Here is a 20,025-nt window from a genome sequence, read left to right as displayed (position 1 = left end):
CGTTTCCTACGCGAACTGGAGAACCGGGCGATGGCGACCTCGCGTACTTGATGGTGCCGGCTGCCATGTCGGTAGGCGGCGTCCTCGTTATGACAAGAGGCGGGGACGCCGCCCTGACCGGACTCGTGGCAGGGCGGTGTTTGCATGAAGCGCGGTCGGCATCGCCGCCCAAGCTCACTGCCTCGGTCCCGCGGATGGACCGCCGCGATCAGCGCCCTCGTGCTGTCGGTGGGGCCGGCCGCCGCATCCGGGGAGGACCTGACTCGGGCTGACCCCAGCTCGCTGGAAGTCCTGCCTACGTCACCGCGTCCCCTTGGGCCGCCTCTCAAGCCCTCGCCTTCGCTCGCGAAACCGAAGCCTCAGGCCACGACAGGACCGGGCCTCCCGCGCCAGATCGCCGTACCGCAGCTCTCGGTGGTTGCTCCGGTCATCGATATCGGAGTACGCGGTGGGGCGCTGATTCCGCCTTCTGATCCACGAACTGTCGGATGGTGGTCGGCGGGGTCGAGGCCAGGCGCGGCGCGTGGTTCCGCCGTCCTCACCGGGCACACGGTGCACAACGGTGGAGGGGCCTTCGACGATCTCGAGTCACTCCGGCCGGGCGCCGAGATCGTACTGACGACATCTCGAGGTGAGCTCCGCTACCGGGTTACGAGCTCGGCGATCTATCGCAAGCAGGCGCTGGCGGATCACGCAGCGATGCTCTTCGACCAGACGGTCGCAGGCAGGCTCGTGCTGGTGACATGCGAAGACTGGAACGGAACCACATACCTCAGCAACGTCGTGGTGACTGCTCGCCTTGTCCAGTAGTTTCGAGCGGAAGCGCCGGCCCCTGCTGCGTGAGCGGGACCGGCGCCGAGTCACTACCTAGCTGGTGTGTTTGCCGCGCCGACGCAAGGCAAGCGCGCCGCTGGCGGCAAGCAGGCCTGCTCCGCCCACGAGGAGTCCGATGCCGATCGGTGCCGGCGAGTCGTCCTCAATCGAGGACTTCGCCAAGCCTGCATCGACCACGGTCGGAATGGCCGGGGCGGACGGCGCCGGGACACCCGGTGCACTCTGGGATGCCGTCGGCTGTGGCTCTGCAGGGGTCGAAGGTGATTCAGTAGAAGGAGTGGACGGCTCCTCGGTTGGCTGTGTGGTCGGGGGAGTACTGGGCGGCTCGGTCGGAGGCGAGGTGGGTGGTGTGGTCGGTGTCGTGTACTTGCATCCGTTCACCAAGAATCGTTGGCTCTTGGAGTCCGACCCGGCGGAGCCATCGGCCCGCACAGTGATGTCCAGCTGGAAGGTTTCATAGGCGGGGTCCGCCAGGATGACTCGATAGGTCGCGCGGCCGTCACGATCACCCTGGCCGAGTGCCTCGTCTTCTCCGATGGCTGGGTTGAGCTGGCCCCTGACCCCTCGGATTCCATCTCCGTCGAAGCGAACCGTGGCGTTGTCCACCCGGCCGTAGTTGAAGAACGTGATGGTGAAGTCGCAGCCTCGGTGATCTCGCCGCTCTGGCTCTCCATCCACCATCGGTACGCCGTCGATCTTGATAGTGCCCGTCTCGGGCGGTCGGGCCTTGCCGGTCGTCGTTGTCGTCGATCCAGCGGTCGCCGACGCCGGGAGAGCCAACGCGGCTCCCCCGAAGACCATCGACAAGGCTCCGGTGCCGGCCAGGAGACCGGCCACACGGGAGCGAGTACGTGACTTTGACATCTTTTCCCTTAGCTACGAAGTGGACCCGAGTGCGGCGAGTGATGCCCAGTCCGCAGTCGGCCGCGTGCGCAGGAAGCGCACCTGCCTATCACCTGCTAGTACGGACCCAACCAGCGGTCCGGTTTCCTGGGGACGGGGCCTGCGCCACCGCCATCGCCGTACCGCAACTCCACTAGTTCCAGCCTCGGGCGAGGTCGTTCGAGGTCGTGCCTAGGTCGTCGGCCCCGGTCAGCGTCGAATCATCTGCGGGGCACGTCGCGCCGGTGGCCGGTACGGCGAGGTCCATCAAGTAGCGGTCGCCAGCTGCCTGGGTGCAGGACGTTCGCCGGTAGACCACGTGACCTGAGCCGAGATAGGTGAGCAGGCTCGCGGCGCCGCCGAGTTGAGCCTTGGCGTTGAGTGCCCAGGAGTAGCCGGTCTGGGGGTCGTGGATCCCGTTCATCATCAGGATCGTCGGGGTGTGGGTGACGTGCAGTTTGTGTTGAGGATTGTTCACAAGCCCAGGCCAACCGAAGCATTGGGTCACCGCGGACAGAGCCGTGACCGAGGCACGCATCCGCGGTGCCGCGTCAAGACTCAGCTTGTAGGCGCGGGAGAGTTCGTCGAAGGTCTGATAAGGAACCGCCCAGTCCTGACAGAAGTGTGGGCGCACGTCCGCCACGAGACCAGCAGGGGTGTTGGCTGCCCCTGCCCTCGACGTACGGCGGATCGGCTGGCCGGCCCCCGCGTCGCCGCTGTTGAGCGAACTGAGCAGCTGCCCGAGCTCGACCCAGCGAGGCCTGCTGAAGCGGAATTGCGTGGCGTCCAACAGGAGCCATTCGTCGACGAGGGTGCCGTCGGAAGGGTCCACCAGTACGCCTGCCTGCGCTTTCCTGAGGAGCTGGGCGAAGACTGCCTCGACGTTCTGGCCATGCACAGCGCAGTTGGTGCTTTGCGCGCACCACTGCAGGAATTGCTGGTACGAATCCTCGACGAAGCCGGCCTCGCTGAGCAGAAAGCGGTTGGCGTCGAGGCTGTGGTCCATGTTGCCGTCATTGATCATCGACCGGATCCGGTGCGGAAACAGCTCCGCGTACATCTGCCCCGTTAGAGAACCGTACGAGGCGCCGTACCAGTTGATCTTCTCCAAGCCGAGAGCCGCCCTGACCGCATCGAGATCGCGCGCTTACCGAGATCGAGTCGACATGGTCGAAGAGCGGGCCCGTCTGCTGGCGGCAGTCGGCCGCCAGCAGACGGTTGTAGAGCACGAGCGCATCGAACTCGGACCGGCTCCGTGGCATGACCGTGTAGCCGGGCAGCTCAAGGGCTTCGCTCGAACACACGACCTGGTTGCTGCGTGCCACGCCGCGCGGGTCGATACCGATCAGATCGAAGTTCTCCAGAATGGTGGAGCTGAAGGTGCTTGAGGCACTGAACGTCATATTGACGCCCGAGCCTCCCGGACCGCCAGGATTGATGAAGAGCGCGCCCCTTGAGGTCGTGGGATTGTCGGCCGGCCGCCGGGCGAAGCTCAACTCGAAGGTCGCTCCGTTCGGTGCGGCCCAATCGACTGGCAGCCGTAGCTTGCCGCAAAGGACGGTCGGCACCTCGGGGCAAGGTTGCCAGTCGATCTGCTGCCCGGCAGCGGTGGCGGTGGCGGTGGCGGTGGCGGTAAGACCCGAGCCGATCGCGGAAATGGCCATCGCGCTCATGAGGACTTTGCGAAAGAGGGAACGCTGCATGCTCATCGAACTCCTATCGCGTCAGGATTCGGCAGACACTGAGCCCTGATACGTGGTTGAGCCGGCGAACGGATCGCATGTCGCGGTGCCGGTACGGCGAACCGGCGGCCGGCTCGGCGTCGTACTGGCGGTCGTGACAACTCATGTGCTGAATGGCTGGTTGCTGCAGGGGGAGACGAGTGTTGAGATCGCAGTCCCGCCTGAGGTTGTCTATGGGTTGGTCTCGGATGTGACGCGGACTGGCGAGTGGAGTCCGGAGTGTGTGCGGTGCCGGTGGGAGCCGGGTAGTTCGGGTAGGCCTGGTGACTTGTTCCGGGGGTGGAACCAGAACGGACGGAACCGCTGGTCCCGACTCTGTGAGGTGCTGGAAGCGACGCCCGCCGACGTCTTCGCGTTTCGGACGGTCGCCACCAAGTTCAAGCCCGATTCGACGACCTGGCGCTACTCGCTACAGCCCACAGCCACGGGGACCCGGCTGACCGAGTCCTTCCACATCACGAAGCCGCTGCCGCGCCCGATGGCCTGGCTCGCTGAACGCATGATGCCGGGCCACACCGACGTCCGCCCCGAGATGCAGAGCTCACTGGCCATGATCAAGGGCATCCTCGAGTAAGGACCACGATGTCTGTTTATGTGATGGCACAGATCTCGATCGTCGACCGGGCGCGGTACGAGCGGTACCAAGCGGCGTTCATGGACGTCTTGATCCAGTACGGCGGGACGCTGCTGGCGGCCGATGAGCAGCCGCGGGTCGAAGAGGGCGAGTGGCAGTACGAGAAGGTCATCCTACTCTCGTTTCCTGATCATGAGGCCTTCCGTTCCTGGGCGGACTCGCCGCAGTACCGGCAGATCGCGGTCGACCGACATGCGGGATCCACCGGCGTCGTACTGGTGGTTCAGGGGATTCGCTGAGAGCGGTCCGGGTAGACGAGCCAGAGCAGGCCGACTCCTAGGACGGCCAGTCCGAGCCAGGAGAGCAGCGGCAGCCGCTCGTCCAGGACGCAGACGCCGAGCATGGCGGCGACTGCTGGTTCGGCCAGGGCTAGTGAGGTGGCGACGTGGGGGCCTGTGTGCCGGAGGCCGCTGCCGTAGAGCCGGTAGGCGAGGAAGGTCGCAAACCCTGCGAGGTAGAGCGCGATGCTCAGCCCGCGCGCATCTGCCAGGTTGTCAACGCCGGCGAAGAGCAGGACCGTCAGCGCAACCACACCTCCGCCGCCGAACATCGCTGCCATCACTTGAGCGGAAGCATGCCCGCGGCTGATGAATTGGCTTCCGATGAACGAGTAGGTCGCGAAGAACAGGCCTGCCAGCACAGCGAGGAGCATCCCAAGATCGTCTTGACTCGAGCCACCGGCTGTCGGGCGTCCCAGGACCAGGGTCACGCAGCCGATGACAGCGGCGAGGGTGGCTACACACCAGCGATTGGTTGGGCGTGATCGGTGGATGAAGCAGCTCAGTAGACCGGCGAACAGCGGGGCACTGCCCATGGCAAGGGCGGTTGGTACGGCGACGCCGGCGCGCGCGACGGCCGGGTAGAAGAAGACCGGGAACCCGGCCACAGCGACCGCGCCGACTGCGAGGTGGAGTCGATCACGGCGGCTGCACGAGGAGACGAACCTGGTTGTGCCTCGGGTCGTGGCGAAGAGCAGCAGGCCGCCGATCGCCATTCCGGCGGCGCCGAGCGCGAGAGCCGACGTGCCTGGTGATGCCTGTGAACTCACCAGCCCGTTCGAGCCCCACAACAGCGCGGCGGCGAAGACCAGCAGCGTGCCCTTCACCGCCGACCGGTCGGGCGGATGAAATGACTCTGGCTCGCTCCTGCTGACCACTTGGCCGGCCATCTCGTTGCTAGCCACGTGGACCCCCGATCAGCAGAAATGACGACTTCGGCTGATCCAGCAGAAGTCGAACGATGGAGCAGCGCCTCCGCACAGGTACGCCCGGCGACGGAGGCGCGGTTCTCTGAGACGGCACAGGAACCGAAAGCGGTGGAGCGTACGTAAGAACCGCGACGCCATCGCTAGTGAAAGGGACTACGCCGTGGATGCGGATGCGACTGCTGAGCGGGACGAGAGTGAGAAGGATGCCGAGGGCAAAGCCGGCAAGGCCGGCACGGCGGGGCTGGCGTTGCTGGGCTTCGCGGTCGTCGGCGCACTGGTCGCGTTGTCGCTGGGTATCTACGGCCGCACCCACGTCCCCACCGGTCGGCCGCTGGCGTTGATCATCGGTTTCACCGACATGAGCCCGATGAAGGCATGGCTGGCCACCGCCGCCCTGCTGCTGGCGTTGTTCCAGATCGGCTCGGCCGCCTGGATGTGGGACAAGCTGCCGACGAGCAAACCGGCGCCGGCCTCCTTGGGGCTGCTGCACCGGTGGAGCGGAGCGGTGGCTTTCTTGGCGACCCTGCCTGTGGCATATCACTGCCTCTGGAGCTTGGGATACAGCACGTTCGACGTCCGGACCGCTCTGCATTCCTTCTTCGGCTGCGCGTTCTACGGAGTCTTCACGACCAAGATGCTGACTCTGCGAGCCAAGAGCATGCCGGGCTGGTCGCTCCCGATCACTGGCGGCCTGCTGTTTGCGCTTCTTGTCACCGTCTGGGTGACGGCCGCCCTCTGGTACTTCACGCAGCCAGGCGTCCCGCTGCGCTGAACGGAAACCTTTCCACCTGCGGGAGTGCTGACGTTCGCACTGCCGCGAGCACCGATTTCATTGAGGAGATTTTGATGGTCACCCCAGCTGACGGCGTTGTCCGCCGAACCGTTTTGGTCGCCGGAGGCGCAGTGGCGGGCGCCACGATGCTGAATGCTTGCATCGTCGAGCAGGCGGCCCCGCCCACGGCCAGTGCGCCGCCACCCGCGCCACCCAGGGCCCCAGCATCGAGCCAGCCGCCCGCAGCCACCGGCAGTGTGCCTACGACCAGCGCGCCTGGCGAGCCGCCGCTGGCCAAGGTCGATGAGATTCCGGCGGGCGGTGGGGTTGTGCTGGCTGAGCAGCAGATCGTCCTGACCAAGGATGGAGGCGGCAAGATCGCCGCGTTCTCGGCAATCTGCACGCACCGCGGATGCACGGTGACCGAGGTGAGCGGAGGGACGATCAATTGCCCTTGCCACCAGAGCAAGTTCGACGTCGGCAGCGGCCGACCGGTGGCAGGCCCGGCGAAGAACCCGCTGCCGCCGGTTGCAGTTCAGCAGCGCGACGGCGCTGTCTTCAAGGCGTAGGGACCCCCGATGCTGAAGAGTCTGCCGACGATGATCTGGGTGATCGGCGCGACAGTAGCTGTTGCCGCGCTGAGCCCCGTCGTCGGCAATACCGTCACCGCGGCTCCAGCCCCGGCGCCAGTCGCGCCTGCGGCTCCTCAATCACCAGAACCGGTGGTTCCGAGCCCGCCTCCGGCGCAGTCGCCGCCGCCTCAACCCACTCAGAGTGTCGTGCCGCCCGCGAATGACGAGGTCGTCATCAAGGCCGGTACGACGAATCTCGGGCCGACCGCCGTCGACGCGAACGGATTCACGTTGTACCTGTCGGTGCTCGACGGGACAGATCCGCCGAAGTCGGTGTGCAACACCCAAACCTGCCTATCCGCGTGGGTGCCCGTCTATGTGAAGTCCGGCCAGCCCCTCGCGGGCGCCGGCGTCGACCAGGCCAAGCTCGGCACAGTCATCCGCAAGGACAAGGATGTGCAGGCAACTCTCGGCGGATGGCCGCTGTACAGATTCTCCAAGGATACGAAGCCAGGCGACGTGCTCGGGGAAGGTCTGAAAGGTACCTGGCACGCCATCAGCCCGGAGGGCAAGAAGGTCGGCGCTGAAGCGGGGTAGCGGCAAAGAAGGGCCTGGCCATCTTGTGATGGCCAGGCCCGCCGTGTTGAGGTGCTAGAGGGCAGGGATCGTGAATGTGAGCTGAGCGCTGTGAGCTGACTGGTAGTTGTCGTAATCGATGGCCTGGACTTCAAAGCTGTAGGTGCTGCCGGGCTCGAGACAATGGATCTCTACAAGGTCGGAGACCTTGATGTGCGGCTCGGTTGTCGCCGTGACGACCTCTGTACCGGCGTACACCCAGTACATGACCGGAGAGGTGTGTTGCGATGGATCCCAGACGAGACTGTCGGCGTGGCCGTTGAGCGTGGTGACACGGAGGTTGGTCGGTGTGCTTGGGGGCGGGCCGACGCGGGGTCGGGTGGTGAACGTGAGCGTGGTCGGCGTCGACAAGTTGCCGGTAGCATCGATTGTGCGCACGGACGCCTCGTACGTCGTACCGGCCTGGAGTCCGCCGAATGACTTGTTGGCGCTCAAGGCGGTGGCTTGCCAACCACCTGGTTCGATGCGGACGTCGTAGCGGGGTGCTGCTGTTCCTCCGGTGGGAGGAGGGTCCCAGATGAACTCGACCCAGGTGAAGCTGAGCTGCGACAGATGCAGGTTGGATGGTGGGCTCGGGACGTTGGTAGCCATGGCTGTGCCGCTGATAGCGGACAGCCCAAGGACCAATGCCAGGAACCAGCGAAGTCGGGCAGGCATAGACACCTCCAGTGGACGGACGAGGCGGAGTGCTCGCGCTGTTACTACGCGCAATGAGCCGCGATCGGATGCACCAGAGGTAGTTACCGCAAAGGTGACGCCTGTAGGTTGCCTGACAGCCTGCGGATGTCCGCAGGGAGATCGCAAGGTTGTCGACTGACGAGATCGATGTGAACACCGGTCATCTCGGCTGTGGCCACAAGCTGGCCGTCGGCTCTCATCATGCGGTGCAGCATGTTGAGCGATCTTGTTCCGACTCCGACGATCTCGGAGTAGATGGAGAGAGAGTCGCCGGCACGAACCTCATGCCGGAAGACGAGCTCCTGTCGAGCTGCGACCATACCGCGCTCGTTGTCCCGCGGCGAGGCATAGCCGTGGAATGTCAGAAGGGGATCTCGGCCGCCGGTCATCCTGGTAGTGCTTCCTTCGCGTATCGGATCGATTCCCCATGGACTACGCAGAGGCTTGCCGACCGGTTCTCGGCCAGCTGTGTTGACCGCTCGACGCAGAGTTGGGCAGTGGCTACCGATGACATCGAACGAGTCGGATAGCCAGACTGCTCCTATGGACGAACGCAGCACGTACCTCGAGGTCAACAAGAAGCTATGGGACCGGCTGACTGAGGTTCATCGGTTGACGGACGAGACCGGGCACTACGACGTTGACGGTTTCCTCGGGGGTTCGTCGGCGCTGACGACGACGATTCGATCAGAAGTGAGGCCAGTCGACGGCCTGGACTTGCTGCACCTGCAGTGCCATTTCGGTCTTGAATCGCTGTCGTTCGCCAGGGAGGGAGCGCGGGTGACCGGTGTGGACTTCTCGCCGGCCGCGATTGAACACGCGCGGTTGCTCGCCGCCCAGGCCGGTATCCCCGCGACCTTCGTCGAGGCTGACACGCAAGAGCTGCCAACGAGTCTGGACGGACAGTTCGACTTGGTGTTCGCCTCGTATGGCACCCTTTGCTGGGTCGCTTCGCTGGATGCTTGGTTCCAGGGCGCCTTCCGAGCTCTGCGTCCCAACGGCAAACTCATCCTGCTCGAGATCCACCCCTTGATGTTGATGACGGATTCGGCGTCGCCGTTGGTCTTCGGCTCGGTGTACCTCGGGGGTGCGGCGCAGGTGTTCCAGTGGGAGGGAACCTATGCCGGGGGCGCAGCATCGGTCTCGCAGCCCGCCGTGGGATATCCGCACGGAGTGGGGGAGGTGGTCACTGCAGCTGCCAGGGCAGGTTTCGTGATCGAAGACCTCACCGAGCACCTCCGAGACGACAAGGAACATCGACCGGATGTTCTGGTGCGTGATCCCGACGGTTGGTACAGGCTGTCGGTTGCCGGTCAAGATCTGCCAGTTGCCTACTCGCTGCGGGCGACAAGAGCCGCATAGCGTGCGATGCCGCTCGGCGGATGTCGTCAACCCAAGCTGCGATGGGTCGTCCCCACCTGCGTCTGTCTATCGGATACCGAATAGACGGCGACACGTCCGGCGCCGGTCCGACGGTTCCATTGTCCTGGAACCGGTCGTCCGCCGCGCGTCGTAGTACTCGGGAGATCACAGAGCGGTGGCGAACTGGAGGACTCTTTCGATGAAAAGGCTCGGCATTGCTGTTGGATTGGCTGCGCTGATGGCGGGACTGCTATCGCCTGGACCGGCCAACGGTGCATCGGCAGGGCTGGTGTGGGGCGCGTGCGAGGGCGACGTACCGGTGGTCTATCAGTGTGCGACCGCGACCGTGCCACTCGACTTCCGCCAACCGCACGGCAAAAAAATCGAATTGGCGCTGATCAGGCAGCCCGCCTCCGATGTGGAGCACAAGATCGGCAGCATGTTCCTGGCGCATCCGCTCGGGACCTTTGATCTGATGGTTGACGCGCCACCCGGTGCCTTCGCCGCGTTCAGCCGGTTCGACGTTATCGGGTACGACGGGCGCGGGGCAGCCAGGGCAAAGCCCGCGGTTGACTGCAAGACGCCCCGGTCGCTATGGGACCCATTCACGACCAAGGCGACGGCGCCTGGCCGAGTCGATGTAGACAAGATGGTCAGGGCCGCCGATCGATACGGTCAGGACTGCCTCAAACGGAACGCTGACTTGCTGCCCTACCTGACCAGCGCTGCTATGGCCCGCGACCTTGATCTCCTGCGAGCGATGGTGGGTGATGAAAGGCTGACCTACGTCGGTATGTCGCAGGGAACCATCATCGGCGCGACCTACGCGAGCATGTTTCCGGCCCGTGTCCGGGCGATGGTCTTGGACTCACCGGCCGATCCGGCAAAATGGAGAGATCAGCCGTTGCGCGCCTTCCGCGAGCAGATGGCCGAGACCGAGGACGTTATCGGCCGGTTCCTGAAGGCATGCGCGACGGCACCGGCGTGTGGATTCGGTGCCGGCGGGCCGAAGGCAGCCCTCGACCGGCTGATCAAGAATCTTGACAGCAGGCCGCTGCCATCGGCGGATCCGGCCGATTCGTTGCCGATCGACGGCGACGACGTCCGAGCGGCCCTGAACAACGCCACCTACAGCCCGGCATTCTGGGCCGACTTGGCAGATGCTTTGGCCAAGGCCGAGCGAGGCGATGGATCCGCGATCCGACACGCTGCCCGCTTCGGTTTCGGCGACGGGCCCGGTAACGACCCCGTCTCGGTCGAGAACAACCTTTGGGAGGCGAGTCTCGCAGCCGACTCCAAGTTCCCCTCCACGATCGGACCCTATTTGCGGTCCGGTCGCGAAGGAGCACGGGACTTCCCCTACGCCGGCACGAATGCAACGTCGACGGGATACGGCCTGCTCATTCCCGGTCGCTGGCCGGTCAAGGGCAAGGATGCCTATCGCGGGCCGTTCCACAATCCGTCGTGGGCCGCGCCGATTCTCGTGATCGGTGGCACGCACGACGCGGCAACGCCGTACAAGTGGGCGAAGACCCTGACGAAGGATCTCGGCAACGCACGACTGATGACGTACGAGTCGGATGGGCATGGTGCGCTCAACGACGGCAATCTGTGCTTGCTGATTCCGGCGCTCAGCTATCTGACCGACGGCAGGACGCTGCCTCCGCAGGGAACGGTCTGCCAGCAGGATTTCGACCCCTTTCCTGAGACGGGTTAGTACCGACGGTGTATGTACCACGTGTCGGGCATGGGCGAGACCGAGAAGGCAGGGCGGACATCGATGGCTGAAGACCAGGAGCTGGCGATGGTCGACAGTCTGTTGCGGAGGAGCGAGGTCTGGGCCGAGCCTCCTGAGAGGTTGGAGCAGCGCATCCACGGTGAGCTGTTCGGCACCAAGGTCGTACCGCCGCCGATCCAACTGAGTCGCCGTCGCAGGCGGTCGGTTGTGCAGGTGGCGGCGGGTGCGCTCGTGGTCGCGTCGATCCCCGGTATCGCCGCCATCTTCAGTGACTCGTCTCGTGAGATGCAGCTCGAAGGCACTGCATTGCGGCCAGGAGGCAGCGCCGTCGCAGCCCTCAAGGAGACGTCGTCCGGCGTTGAGATCACCTTGAAGGTGAAGGGACTGCCGCCGGCCGCGGTGGGACAGTTCTACGAAGCATGGGTCAAGGGTGACCGAGGTAGCGTGGCGATCGGCACGTTCCACCTTCGGCGGGGCACGGACGCCGTTGTGTTGTGGTCGGGTGTCGCACTCGCGGACTATCCGAAGATCACCGTCACCACTCAGCTCGAGGGTGCGGGACCGGCATCATCCGGCCAGGTCGTACTCACCGGCGACGTGCCCGAGCGCTACCGATAGCGCGCACCTCCAGATAGGCAGCCGGTACCGATGAATCCGTTGCGGTGCCGTTCGACCATGTGGGGACCATCCCGCTTGGTTTGGAGTGCCAAATGATCGAGCAGCGAACGTCTGTCGGCTCCGAGGGTGACGACCCTGACCCCGATGTGCGCCTGGATTGTGCTTGTCCCGACTGCGGGGGGCCCGCGAGGATCGCCGACCGCTTCATCCTGTACCGCGAAAGTGGGCCCGAACTCCATCTGCGGAGTGTGTGCCGCGCTGGTAAGCACTTCGAATTGCCGGAGCACGCGGACGAGTAGGTAGTGCCGCCGCCCGAATAGGAGCAATGGCAGGTGCGGGAAGCGCTCGACCAGCTCTCCGAGGACGAGCGCAGGGTCCTGCAGTTGGCCTATTACGACGGCCTCTCGCAGACCGAGATAGCCGGCCTCCTCGGGATCCCTCTCGGAACAGTGAAGAGCCGCACCTCGCGGGCCCAACACCGCCTGAGCCAACTCCTGTCGCACCTCGGTTCGCTGACCGACTAGGCAGCGGCAGCGAACGTGCGGATGGGCAACGTCCACCGATGTGGGCCCCGCCTCCTCCGCGACGTCCGCGATCCTGCTCCAGCCGAAGACGGCACGTTCAGCAAATCTGCCTGGCGACGCTTCCTTGAACACGGCTAGCAACAGGCGAACCGTGCCAGGCGGCATCGCCGTACTGCCTAGATGACTGTAGATGCAGGGAACAATCCCGCCAGAGCCTGAGGCATGACACCAGCATCGGTGGATCCCCTGCAGGCCTGGCATCGGATCACTGAAGGTTTCGTTGTCTATCTGCGCTGCGTCGCTGGTGCGACCAATCAACGAACTACCAATGGAGCAATACGCATGAAGCATGTAGAGCACGGAAGAAGCAGGAAGCGGCGACTGGTCGCCGTGCTGGGTGTGCTGTCGGCGCTGGTGACGACGTTGCTCGCCGGTCCGTTGAATGGGCAGGCCGAGGCGGCGGGGCGCAACGGGTTTCTGATTCGCACTGACATGTCGACGTACGCGGGCTACATCCTGCGTTCGCAGGTGGGCGGATTTCCGGTGACCTACCAGAGCTTCGACCCCGCCGAGCCGTTCGGGGCGTACTGGCATTGGGGGACGGAGTCGTACATCGGTCACGGTGGTCGCCCGATCGCGCAGTTGATCAATGAGAACGGCACTAGTTGCTTGAGTCATAAGGGAGCCGGCGTGGTGTCGGCGGCGTGCAACGTCGATGACTTCAGTCAATGGTGGTCGGTCGAGCAGCGCTTCTATAAGTTCGGCAGTTGCGAGTTCTGCTCACAGGTCTACTACGTGATGCGGCCGTTCGACCTTCCGAACCATGCACTCGATGTCAACAGCAACAACAACTCGCTCCGGGTGACGCCGTTCACGGACGCTCCGGGGCAGCGACAGTACGACGTTCCGCTGCCTCCGGCGCCGCGCTGATGTGGGTATTACGGTCCAGGGGGATCTCTGGAGAGAGCGGGGGACCCCCGCAATACCATCAGAAGTAACCATCCGGTTGGTTAGGTCGGAATCGCCTCCAGCAGCGAGAACCTGTCGTTGCAGCTGACCACCCGGCGGGCTTCGAAGCCGGCCGCGGTGGTGAGGGCGATCCACTCGGCCTCGGTCCGGTCCGCGCCGCCGGCGATCACCATCATCTCGACGTCGTCGAACTTCGAGTAGTGCGGCTCGTTGCCAGCCGGGATCATCGTCTCCACGATCAACGCCGGCGCCTGGCCGCGTCGTACCACTCGGAGTAGGTCGATCGCCTGCTGATCGTCGAAGTTGTGCAGGTTGCTCTTCACCAGATACGCATCCCCTGCGGGCACCTCTGCGAAGAAGTCGCCGGCCACGAGCTCGACCCGATCCAGCATCCCGGCCTCGCGGAACGCCTGCTCGGCGGTCGGCAGCACGGACTCCAGCTCCAGCAGCACACCGCGCGTCGCCGGAGCAGTTCGCAGTACCTCGACAAGTAGCGCACCGGACCCGCCGCCGACATCGACAATGCGCTCGTACGCCGAGAAGTCGTGTGCTGCCGCGATAGCCGCCATGGACTCGCCGTGGAACCCGGCAGCGGCCGCACCGAAGGTCTCCGCGGTTGAGGGATTCTCCTGGAGGTACTGGTAGATGCTGTGGCCGTAGACCTGGTCGAAGGCCGGTTCCCCGGTCCGAACGGTGTGGGCGATCCGCGCGTACGGCGACCAGAACGGCTCCAGCCCGAACATCATCGCGGCCGACCGCAACGACCCCGGTACGCCGGTGCGCAGCAGCTCGGCCGTCGGGGTCAATCCGAACCGGCCCTCGTCGTCCGCCGCGAAGACGCCCACGGATGCCGCGGCCCGCAGCACGCGGTAGAGGGCAGTGGCGTGGACGCCGAGACGCTCGGCCAACTCGTCGGCGGCCAAGGGCTTCTCGGCCACTTCGTCCGCGACGCCCAGCTCGGCCAGTACACCCAGCACGGGCGGCACCCACTTCCCGGTCAGGAATCCCATCAGCTGCTCGGCCGGCTCGGACATCTCACTCCTTCATGGTCAGGCTTCCTGACCATGACGGTAAGGTAGCCTGACCTTCGTGTCAACCGAGATCCCCCGGTACTTCGGCCTGCTGCGGCTCGCCTTCGACCAAGCCCTGACCGCCATCCTCGACGACGTCGGTCCACACCATCCCGCGCTCCGGTCCGCCCACCTGCAGCTGTTCCGGTTCGGCGGTATCGACGGCTCGCACACCGCCGAGTTGGCCGCGCACGCCGGCATGACGAAGCAGTCGATGCACGAACTGGTCACGCACCTCGAGCGAAACGGCTACCTGGTTCGCGAGGTCGATCCCGCCGACAGCAGAGCCAGGCTGGTTCGGTTGACCGCGACGGGTCGCAAGCTCGAACACCAGATCAGCAATGCGATCGCAGCCACCCTGGATGCCTGGGAGGAGCGCCTCGGCACCGACCGCTTCGACGCCCTGTGGACCACCCTCCAAGAGCTGACCGGCTCGACCACCCCACTACCTGACCGCAGCCTGATCAGAACCGAGCCCGGACAGCAGAGAACCGGTCGGGGTGGCGGACACGTAGTGCCGTAGAGGGGTTACTGCTGCGGGGCGAGATCCCATTGATCGTTGGGTGTCCGCAGTACGACGGCGGCGCAGACCGTCAGGCCGACACCGGTCAGCGCCCACGAGGTCATGTCGAGCGCCTGGTTCTGAAGGATGACGAAGGCAACGAAATGCAGCGGTTGCGAGATGATCAGGACGATGCTGGCCCAGCGGGGGATGATCCGCCACAGGGCGATCCCGAGCAGGACTGCTCCGACGATGTGGCCGATCACGAACAGCCCGATGCCGAGGCCGAAGACGCCGTGGCTGCTGGCGGCATCGAGGAATCCTGCCAGCACGTCCCGATCGAAGCCGGGCTTCGCCGCGGTTTCGAGGTAGATGTCCGCGGCGGCGAGCCCCAGGCCGCTGCCGAGGTAGGCGGCCATGTTGACGAGCGCAGCTACCGCTGCGAGCAGCGGCCGCCGTTGACGCGCGAGTCGTGCAGCTGCAAGGAACGCCGGTACCAGGGTCAGCATCGCGACCGCGCCGACCCACACCACCAGGTGCTTCGCGCCGAGATGAGCACCGATGACATCCAGCGCGGCTTGCGTATCGGCCGCGCCGTACTCGGGCGGCTGGCCGAAGGCGATGCAGAACGCCGGGATCGGCAGCACGATCGCCGCCGCCACCCGGCGAGCAGTTCGAACGTCTCGAGGTCGCGTACGGCGAACCTGGTCGGTAGGAATTGTTGGAGTACTCATCATGAAGCCCTTTCTCATGGTTGACCATCCCAACGCTGCACGCGGCAACGCCCAGCCCGCCACGGCATCGAGGTGCTCTGGGTCAGGCGGATTTCCTGGGTCTTCTGGGGGCCGGCTCCCTGTGCCACTGGGTGTTCGCGCGGCGATGATCGGCGCTATGACGACGCGTGCGCATCTGCTGTTCGGCCTGCTCCTGGCGGAGCTGCTGGTCGCAGTGGGAGGGGCCTGGATCGCCGGCCTCGAACCAGGCGACGCCGTCGCCAGCTACTTCGTCCCGAACGTCGCGATCGGCGCTTCGTTCGGTGTCTGCGGCTGGCTGATCGCGCGGTCCCGTCCGCAGAATCCCGTCGGCTGGTTGTTCCTCGTGCTCGGTCTGGCTCCGCTGACGACAGCCGCAACGGTTCCGGCGCTCCAGTACGGGCTCGACCACGGGTGGTCCAGACTCGTCTTGGACACCTTGGCCACAATCTTCGCGGCGGCCTGGCCTTGGGGAACAGACCTCTGCTTGCCGCTGGCGCTGCAACTCGTGCCGACCGGCCAGCCTGTCTCACCGCGCTGGCGATTGTTGATCTGGGCAACGTTGCTGATCGGGACGCTGAACATGCTGGTCGGCGCCTTCACTGCCGACCTGGCGCTGAAGTCGCCCGGTAGACAGCCGATGACGTTGCTCGCGCCGTACTGGCCGTCGGTTCTGTCGCCGTTGATCGGTGTGCTGCCGGTGCTGGTCACTCTGGTCATGCTGGCGTCGGTGGCCAGTCTGGTCGTTCGTTATGTGTACGGCGGCGAGGTGGTACGGCGTCAGCTGCTGTGGCTCGTCATGGCGGTTGTCGTTGCGGTCAGCATCAATCTGCCGACCAGCTTCGGGACGGAGTTCGGCAACGCGACCATCCTGCTGTTCCTCGCCGTACCGCTCATACCGGCCGCGATCACCGTGGGGATCCTGCGGTACCAGCTGTTCGACATCAGGCTCGTTCTCGCCCGCACGCTGCAGTACGTGGTCCTGACTGCCGGCGTCACTCTCCTCTATCTCGCCTTCGTCGCCCTGCTGGATCGCGCTTTTCGTGGCATCGGAGCCCCGGTCCTGGCGACCTTCGCCATCGCGCTGGCCTTCAATCCGATCCGGACGTGGCTGCAGCGGCTGGTCGATCGGATGCTGTACGGCGCGCGCCGGGATCCGGTCCGCGCTGTGTCGGCCGTCGGGCGGCTGCTGGCCGATGACGACCTCACCGTCGTACTGCAAGGCATTCGATCTGTACTGCGGCTCCCGTTCGCGGCGGTTCGTTCGAACGGAAGCGAGCTCGCGGCCACCGGCGTCCCCGCGACCGGCCTTCAGGTCGTCGCCATGACCTTTCGAGGTGAGCGCGTGGGCGAACTGGTCGTCGGTGCGAGAGCGGGTGAGCGTCGGCTCGCGAGCGCCGATCTGGAGGCGTTGAACCTGCTCGCCACGCCGCTGGCGATTGCCGTCCATGCGACTCGGCTGTCCGACGACCTCAAGGTGTCACGCCAACGGCTCGTGACGGCCGCCGAGGAGGAACGGCGGCGGCTCCATCGCGAACTCCATGACAGCCTCGGGCCAGCGCTGACCGGTGCCGCGTTCAAGGTCCAGGCCGTGAGTCACTTCATCGACGCCGATCCAGCCACCGCCACCAGACTGAACGGGGAGCTCGGCGACCAGATCCGCGATGCCATCGACGACATCCGCCGGCTGGTCTACGGACTGCGACCGCCGGCCCTGGACGAGGTCGGTCTGGTCGGCGCGATCCGTCGGGTGGCCGCTCAGTTCGACACGCTCAAGGTCGAGGTCGACATCTCCGGGGCGATGCCGACTCTTCCCGCCGCCGTCGAGGTCGCCGCCTATCGGATCGTCTCGGAAGCGCTGACCAACGCTGTCCGGCACTCGACCGGACGGCTCGCCTTCGTGCGGTTGCGGGCGACGGCCGCCGACCTCCACCTGACGATCACCGACAGCGGCACCACCGACGAACCGAACGGGGAGTGGCAGGCCGGCGTCGGGCTGCGATCGATGCGGGAACGCGCCGAGGAGCTTGGCGGGACACTCGTCGCGCAGCCGGCCCAGGACGGCGGACAGGTGCTCGCAACTCTCCCGCTGGGCGGGTTGTCGTGATCCGGGTCGCGGTCGCGGACGATCACCCGATGGTCCGGGACGGCCTGCGGTGGTTGCTGGAGGCAACCGAAGGGATCGAGCTCGTCGCGGAGGCGGCCAACGGCCACGAGGCCGTTCGCTGCGCGGTGCTGGAGCATCCCGACGTACTCGTGATGGATCTGCACATGCCCGATCTGGACGGCATCGCTGCCACTGCCGAGATCGCCAGAACGGCGCCGTCCGTCGCGGTCCTGGTGCTGACGATGCTCGACGACGACGAGTCGGTCTTCGCCGCGATGCGCGCGGGCGCCCGCGGCTACCTGGTCAAAGGCGCCGGCCAGCTGGAGATCGTCCGCGCGCTGACCGCGGTCGCGGCGGGGGAGGCCATCTTCGGCCCCGGGGTGGCGCAGCGCGTCTGGCAGCACTTCGCCAATCCGCCGACGCAGGCCCCGCCGTTTCCGGAGCTGACCCCACGCGAGCGTGAGGTGCTGGAAATGATGGCGGCCGGGTCTTTGAACGCAGCCATCGCCCGTCACCTCGGACTCACCGTCAAGACCGTCAACAACCACATCTCGGCGATCTTCGCCAAGCTCCAGGTCGCGGGCCGCCCCGAAGCCATCGCCCGCGCCCGCGACGCCGGACTAGGACGGGGCCGCTAGTCCCTGGATCCGCAGCCGCGTTGGCCCATCCTCGACAGATCTATCTGAGGGAGGATGCGGTTCTGCGGCCGCTCAACCGATGGGTTGGGATGTTGTTCGATCCGATGCATCGGGACGCGACGATCGAGGCGCTGCTGGCCGAGGATGACCTTGAGGACGGTCGAGACGCGCGTGTCGAGGAATTGCGTGGGCGTGTCCGTGCGGCAAAGGTCACGATGGATCGGGCTCGGAAGGCGCTTGAGGCGGGATGGGATCCGGTGGAATTGCGGGATCAGTACAACGCGGCGGCGGCTGAGAAGCAGGTTGCCGAGCGGGCGTTGGCGGTGGTGCCGGAGCAGGAGCTTCTGAGTCGTGACCAACTAGTTACGTATGTGGACGAGTTGGGTGATGTGGGGCGGGCGCTCGACGCGGCGGGGCCTGCGGAGCTGAGTGGGTTGTATGAGGGTTTGAGATTGTCCCTGACATACAACTACGCCGACCAGATGGTCGGCGTAGAGATTGATCCGCTGGGGGATCGTGTGGCTAAGTATCGTGTCCGAGGGGGGACACCAACACAATCTCGTCGCATACCTGCGAGATGCAGGTAGTCATAGGCGAGAGGCTAGCAGCGGATACGACGGCTTGCGAGAACCCCATGCCTGATTGAACGCGTCCATCGGACGGACAGGACTCGATCAGAGGAGGAGCTTCGCGCTCTCGGCGATGACAGCGGGTGTCGCCCATGCAGGGAGTCACGTCGCTAGTCGCCGGCCATCACCGCATCCCAACAGTTGGAGCAGACCAAGGTCTCATCGCCGTGGACTAGTTCGCCGCAGCGGGTACACGAGTCGAAGTTGCCAGGAAGATCGGCGAGGTCGCAGTTGAAGCACACGTTCATGTCGCCCTTTCCGCGCACTTCGACCAGTTGGACCAGTGCTTCGAGTTCACACTCGGGACAAGTTCGAACCGGAAGCTCGGCGCCGTCCGTGATGGCCTCGTACCAGGAGCGTCCGAGCACGTTCTCAGCTACCGCGGATGCCAGGTCGGTGCCGGACTCCCAGTGGGGCGGCCAGTGTCGATCGCAGAACAAGCATTCGGGATCGTCCTTCTCGATGCTCAGTGTCAACTGCAGGCAGTCCGGGCAGTTGATGATGAAACGGGTGTCCAGAGAGGGTTCGATCCTGGCAAGGCGGGCGTGGATCAGCAGGGTCAACTCCTTCAGCGCGGCGGCTATAAGCTCCTCCGCCTCCCCGAGTCTGGTGGCCTGGTCGACCGGTGCGTCTGGGATGAGATAGCTCCGGATGAAGACAGCAAGGACGTCGAGGGCTTTGCCTGCGACGCTCTCGATCGCGAGTATGCTGCCGCTGCCCCCGTAGTGCTGCAGCTTGTTCCTCTCGGCTTCGAGGCGTTCAAGAGCCTTACGGTGGGAACGTGGCAGGTGGATGTCGGCGTGTTCCCTGAGACGGCGGATCGCTTGTCCTAGCGTGACGCTGCGAAACTGGCCTCGTTGGTAGGCGGCGAAGTCCACTGGTTCGTCTGCGACGATGTGCGCCCAACTGACCCTTTCGAGTCGAACCTTTACTAGGACCTCGGCTGCGGCATGCAGGTTCAGTACGGCGTGTTTCAGGGAACTCGGGTCCGAAGCCGGCAGATATTCGATGGCCTTCGCGAGGAAGTCGACACCATTTGCAACGGGTTCGAAGTCGAACTCGTCCGCTGCGTTGCTTTTGCTCACGCCACGATCATAAAGACGAAGATGGCGTGCCCGAACTGGATTCTTGGTGTCATGTGGAACGACGCCGAGCACTG

Annotated in this window: 24 protein-coding genes; 15 read left to right on the top strand and 9 right to left on the bottom strand. The window is 65.3% G+C overall.

Annotated features, from left to right (window positions below; genetic code table 11):
- Window positions 1–144: 144 nt before the first annotated feature.
- Window positions 145–810, top strand: coding sequence for a class F sortase (locus OG474_RS41040; protein ID WP_405059066.1), 666 nt, complete (start codon window positions 145–147; stop codon window positions 808–810).
- Between the two features lie 57 nt (window positions 811–867).
- Here the strand turns inward: OG474_RS41040 and OG474_RS41035 are convergent, their stop codons facing one another.
- The 3 genes from OG474_RS41035 to OG474_RS41025 all read right to left on the bottom strand — a co-directional run bounded on the left by OG474_RS41035 (window position 868) and on the right by OG474_RS41025 (window position 3,425).
- Window positions 868–1,671, bottom strand: a complete 804-nt coding sequence (locus tag OG474_RS41035) for a hypothetical protein (RefSeq protein WP_405059065.1) — start codon at window positions 1,669–1,671, stop codon at window positions 868–870.
- A 199-nt stretch (window positions 1,672–1,870) separates the two neighbouring features.
- Window positions 1,871–2,827: an alpha/beta fold hydrolase gene (locus tag OG474_RS41030; RefSeq protein WP_405059064.1), complete on the bottom strand. Its 957-nt coding sequence runs from the start codon at window positions 2,825–2,827 to the stop codon at window positions 1,871–1,873.
- Window positions 2,730–3,425 carry a hypothetical protein gene (locus OG474_RS41025; RefSeq protein ID WP_405059063.1) on the bottom strand — a complete coding sequence of 232 codons (696 nt, stop codon included), beginning with the start codon at window positions 3,423–3,425 and terminating at the stop codon, window positions 2,730–2,732. Before OG474_RS41025 ends, OG474_RS41030 begins: the two co-directional genes overlap by 98 nt.
- A gap of 46 nt (window positions 3,426–3,471) precedes the next feature.
- Here OG474_RS41025 and OG474_RS41020 point away from each other — a divergent pair, with 46 nt between their 5' ends.
- On the top strand, window positions 3,472–4,032 hold the full coding sequence (locus OG474_RS41020) for an SRPBCC family protein (protein WP_405059062.1): 561 nt from the start codon (window positions 3,472–3,474) through the stop codon (window positions 4,030–4,032).
- A gap of 8 nt (window positions 4,033–4,040) precedes the next feature.
- Window positions 4,041–4,331, top strand: a complete 291-nt coding sequence (locus OG474_RS41015; RefSeq protein ID WP_405059061.1) for a DUF1330 domain-containing protein — start codon at window positions 4,041–4,043, stop codon at window positions 4,329–4,331.
- Here OG474_RS41015 and OG474_RS41010 read toward each other — a convergent pair.
- Window positions 4,316–5,275: a DMT family transporter gene (locus OG474_RS41010; RefSeq protein ID WP_405059060.1), complete on the bottom strand. Its 960-nt coding sequence runs from the start codon at window positions 5,273–5,275 to the stop codon at window positions 4,316–4,318. The genes OG474_RS41015 and OG474_RS41010 overlap by 16 nt on opposite strands.
- Window positions 5,276–5,459: 184 nt before the next feature.
- On the opposite strand from OG474_RS41010, the gene OG474_RS41005 reads away from it, so the two are divergent.
- From OG474_RS41005 to OG474_RS40995, 3 genes are all read left to right on the top strand, one after another.
- Window positions 5,460–6,071 (top strand): DUF6529 family protein, encoded by a 612-nt coding sequence (locus tag OG474_RS41005; protein ID WP_405059059.1) that lies wholly within the window; start codon window positions 5,460–5,462, stop codon window positions 6,069–6,071.
- Between the two features lie 74 nt (window positions 6,072–6,145).
- Window positions 6,146–6,640 (top strand): Rieske (2Fe-2S) protein, encoded by a 495-nt coding sequence (locus OG474_RS41000; RefSeq protein ID WP_405059058.1) that lies wholly within the window; start codon window positions 6,146–6,148, stop codon window positions 6,638–6,640.
- Window positions 6,641–6,649: 9 nt separating this feature from the next.
- Complete coding sequence (locus tag OG474_RS40995; protein ID WP_405059057.1) at window positions 6,650–7,240, top strand: hypothetical protein; 591 nt, start codon at window positions 6,650–6,652, stop codon at window positions 7,238–7,240.
- A gap of 54 nt (window positions 7,241–7,294) precedes the next feature.
- Here OG474_RS40995 and OG474_RS40990 read toward each other — a convergent pair whose 3' ends face one another.
- Both OG474_RS40990 and OG474_RS40985 read right to left on the bottom strand, forming a co-directional pair.
- Entirely contained in the window at window positions 7,295–7,936 is a 642-nt protein-coding gene (locus OG474_RS40990) for a fibronectin type III domain-containing protein (protein WP_405059056.1), read from the bottom strand.
- 83 nt (window positions 7,937–8,019) lie between these two features.
- On the bottom strand, window positions 8,020–8,346 hold the full coding sequence (locus OG474_RS40985; protein WP_405059055.1) for an acyl-CoA thioesterase: 327 nt from the start codon (window positions 8,344–8,346) through the stop codon (window positions 8,020–8,022).
- A gap of 223 nt (window positions 8,347–8,569) precedes the next feature.
- Here OG474_RS40985 and OG474_RS40980 point away from each other — a divergent pair, with 223 nt between their 5' ends.
- From OG474_RS40980 to OG474_RS40960, 5 genes are all read left to right on the top strand, one after another.
- On the top strand, window positions 8,570–9,319 hold the full coding sequence (locus tag OG474_RS40980) for a class I SAM-dependent methyltransferase (RefSeq protein ID WP_405059054.1): 750 nt from the start codon (window positions 8,570–8,572) through the stop codon (window positions 9,317–9,319).
- Window positions 9,320–9,518: 199 nt separating this feature from the next.
- Window positions 9,519–11,036, top strand: coding sequence for an alpha/beta hydrolase (locus tag OG474_RS40975; protein WP_405059053.1), 1,518 nt, complete (start codon window positions 9,519–9,521; stop codon window positions 11,034–11,036).
- A gap of 12 nt (window positions 11,037–11,048) precedes the next feature.
- Window positions 11,049–11,675: an anti-sigma factor gene (locus OG474_RS40970; RefSeq protein ID WP_405059052.1), complete on the top strand. Its 627-nt coding sequence runs from the start codon at window positions 11,049–11,051 to the stop codon at window positions 11,673–11,675.
- A gap of 332 nt (window positions 11,676–12,007) precedes the next feature.
- Window positions 12,008–12,199 carry a sigma-70 family RNA polymerase sigma factor gene (locus OG474_RS40965; RefSeq protein ID WP_405059051.1) on the top strand — a complete coding sequence of 64 codons (192 nt, stop codon included), beginning with the start codon at window positions 12,008–12,010 and terminating at the stop codon, window positions 12,197–12,199.
- Between the two features lie 342 nt (window positions 12,200–12,541).
- On the top strand, window positions 12,542–13,129 hold the full coding sequence (locus OG474_RS40960; protein WP_405059050.1) for a hypothetical protein: 588 nt from the start codon (window positions 12,542–12,544) through the stop codon (window positions 13,127–13,129).
- Between the two features lie 80 nt (window positions 13,130–13,209).
- Here the strand turns inward: OG474_RS40960 and OG474_RS40955 are convergent, their stop codons facing one another.
- Entirely contained in the window at window positions 13,210–14,202 is a 993-nt protein-coding gene (locus OG474_RS40955; RefSeq protein ID WP_405059049.1) for a methyltransferase, read from the bottom strand.
- Between the two features lie 55 nt (window positions 14,203–14,257).
- On the opposite strand from OG474_RS40955, the gene OG474_RS40950 reads away from it, so the two are divergent.
- A complete protein-coding gene (locus OG474_RS40950) occupies window positions 14,258–14,761 on the top strand; it encodes a MarR family winged helix-turn-helix transcriptional regulator (protein WP_405059048.1) in 504 nt (167 codons plus the stop codon).
- A gap of 5 nt (window positions 14,762–14,766) precedes the next feature.
- On the opposite strand, the gene OG474_RS40945 is transcribed toward OG474_RS40950, so the two are convergent.
- Entirely contained in the window at window positions 14,767–15,474 is a 708-nt protein-coding gene (locus OG474_RS40945; protein WP_405059047.1) for a hypothetical protein, read from the bottom strand.
- A 157-nt stretch (window positions 15,475–15,631) separates the two neighbouring features.
- Here OG474_RS40945 and OG474_RS40940 point away from each other — a divergent pair, with 157 nt between their 5' ends.
- The 3 genes from OG474_RS40940 (at window position 15,632) to OG474_RS40930 (ending at window position 18,824) form a co-directional block, all read left to right on the top strand.
- Window positions 15,632–17,599, top strand: a complete 1,968-nt coding sequence (locus OG474_RS40940; RefSeq protein WP_405059046.1) for a histidine kinase — start codon at window positions 15,632–15,634, stop codon at window positions 17,597–17,599.
- On the top strand, window positions 17,596–18,237 hold the full coding sequence (locus OG474_RS40935; protein WP_405059045.1) for a response regulator: 642 nt from the start codon (window positions 17,596–17,598) through the stop codon (window positions 18,235–18,237). The genes OG474_RS40940 and OG474_RS40935 overlap by 4 nt, the downstream gene beginning before the upstream one ends.
- A gap of 89 nt (window positions 18,238–18,326) precedes the next feature.
- Window positions 18,327–18,824, top strand: coding sequence for a hypothetical protein (locus OG474_RS40930; protein ID WP_405059044.1), 498 nt, complete (start codon window positions 18,327–18,329; stop codon window positions 18,822–18,824).
- 152 nt (window positions 18,825–18,976) lie between these two features.
- Here the strand turns inward: OG474_RS40930 and OG474_RS40925 are convergent, their stop codons facing one another.
- Window positions 18,977–19,951, bottom strand: a complete 975-nt coding sequence (locus tag OG474_RS40925; protein ID WP_405059043.1) for a hypothetical protein — start codon at window positions 19,949–19,951, stop codon at window positions 18,977–18,979.
- Window positions 19,952–20,025: the final 74 nt, after the last annotated feature.

The organism is Kribbella sp. NBC_01505 (genome assembly GCF_045040285.1).
Taxonomy (GTDB): domain Bacteria; phylum Actinomycetota; class Actinomycetes; order Propionibacteriales; family Kribbellaceae; genus Kribbella.
This window is presented reverse-complemented; position numbering and strand designations above follow the sequence as displayed.

What these genes read in the sequence shown, in the direction of transcription:
- OG474_RS41025 (WP_405059063.1), bottom strand. Translation starts at nt 3,425, where the DNA reads ATGAGCATGCAGCGTTCCCTCTTTCGCAAAGTCCTCATGAGCGCGATG.
- OG474_RS40945 (WP_405059047.1), bottom strand. Translation starts at nt 15,474, where the DNA reads ATGAGTACTCCAACAATTCCTACCGACCAGGTTCGCCGTACGCGACCT.
- OG474_RS40960 (WP_405059050.1), top strand. Translation starts at nt 12,542, where the DNA reads ATGAAGCATGTAGAGCACGGAAGAAGCAGGAAGCGGCGACTGGTCGCC.
- OG474_RS40970 (WP_405059052.1), top strand. Translation starts at nt 11,049, where the DNA reads ATGTACCACGTGTCGGGCATGGGCGAGACCGAGAAGGCAGGGCGGACA.
- OG474_RS41040 (WP_405059066.1), top strand. Translation starts at nt 145, where the DNA reads ATGAAGCGCGGTCGGCATCGCCGCCCAAGCTCACTGCCTCGGTCCCGC.
- OG474_RS40940 (WP_405059046.1), top strand. Translation starts at nt 15,632, where the DNA reads ATGACGACGCGTGCGCATCTGCTGTTCGGCCTGCTCCTGGCGGAGCTG.
- OG474_RS40990 (WP_405059056.1), bottom strand. Translation starts at nt 7,936, where the DNA reads ATGCCTGCCCGACTTCGCTGGTTCCTGGCATTGGTCCTTGGGCTGTCC.
- OG474_RS40975 (WP_405059053.1), top strand. Translation starts at nt 9,519, where the DNA reads ATGAAAAGGCTCGGCATTGCTGTTGGATTGGCTGCGCTGATGGCGGGA.
- OG474_RS40995 (WP_405059057.1), top strand. Translation starts at nt 6,650, where the DNA reads ATGCTGAAGAGTCTGCCGACGATGATCTGGGTGATCGGCGCGACAGTA.
- OG474_RS40985 (WP_405059055.1), bottom strand. Translation starts at nt 8,346, where the DNA reads ATGACCGGCGGCCGAGATCCCCTTCTGACATTCCACGGCTATGCCTCG.
- OG474_RS41015 (WP_405059061.1), top strand. Translation starts at nt 4,041, where the DNA reads ATGTCTGTTTATGTGATGGCACAGATCTCGATCGTCGACCGGGCGCGG.
- OG474_RS41000 (WP_405059058.1), top strand. Translation starts at nt 6,146, where the DNA reads ATGGTCACCCCAGCTGACGGCGTTGTCCGCCGAACCGTTTTGGTCGCC.
- OG474_RS40930 (WP_405059044.1), top strand. Translation starts at nt 18,327, where the DNA reads ATGTTGTTCGATCCGATGCATCGGGACGCGACGATCGAGGCGCTGCTG.
- OG474_RS40955 (WP_405059049.1), bottom strand. Translation starts at nt 14,202, where the DNA reads ATGTCCGAGCCGGCCGAGCAGCTGATGGGATTCCTGACCGGGAAGTGG.